Annotated in this window: 1 protein-coding gene; it reads right to left on the bottom strand. The window is 73.3% G+C overall.

Going from position 1 to position 210, the window contains the following annotated elements:
* Positions 1 to 210, bottom strand: a 210-nt coding sequence (locus MFF64_RS37720; protein WP_238194244.1) for a pyridoxamine 5'-phosphate oxidase family protein, incomplete at both ends; no start/stop codon positions are given.

The raw sequence follows: 210 nt of genomic DNA, 5'->3' as shown, positions 1-210 counted from the left end.
CCCTGCCGGCCGTCACCACGACCCACAGGTCCCGTTCGCCGCCGGCCCAGGGCGTCACGGTCCCTGCCTCGTTCTCCAGAACCGCGACTTCCCGCGGCTCCGTGAGGGCGTCGGCGGCGCCGACGACGAGCACGCTCCATCCCCGACTGAAGGCGTCGTCGATGTGGTCCACCTCGAACGCCGTCTCGTGCCCGACGGCGTGGGCGGGAC

Origin of the sequence: Methylobacterium frigidaeris, assembly GCF_022179185.1 — a bacterium.
GTDB classification, from domain to species: domain Bacteria; phylum Pseudomonadota; class Alphaproteobacteria; order Rhizobiales; family Beijerinckiaceae; genus Methylobacterium; species Methylobacterium frigidaeris.
Note: the sequence above shows the minus strand (reverse complement) of the source record. Positions and strands in the feature narration are given on the sequence as shown.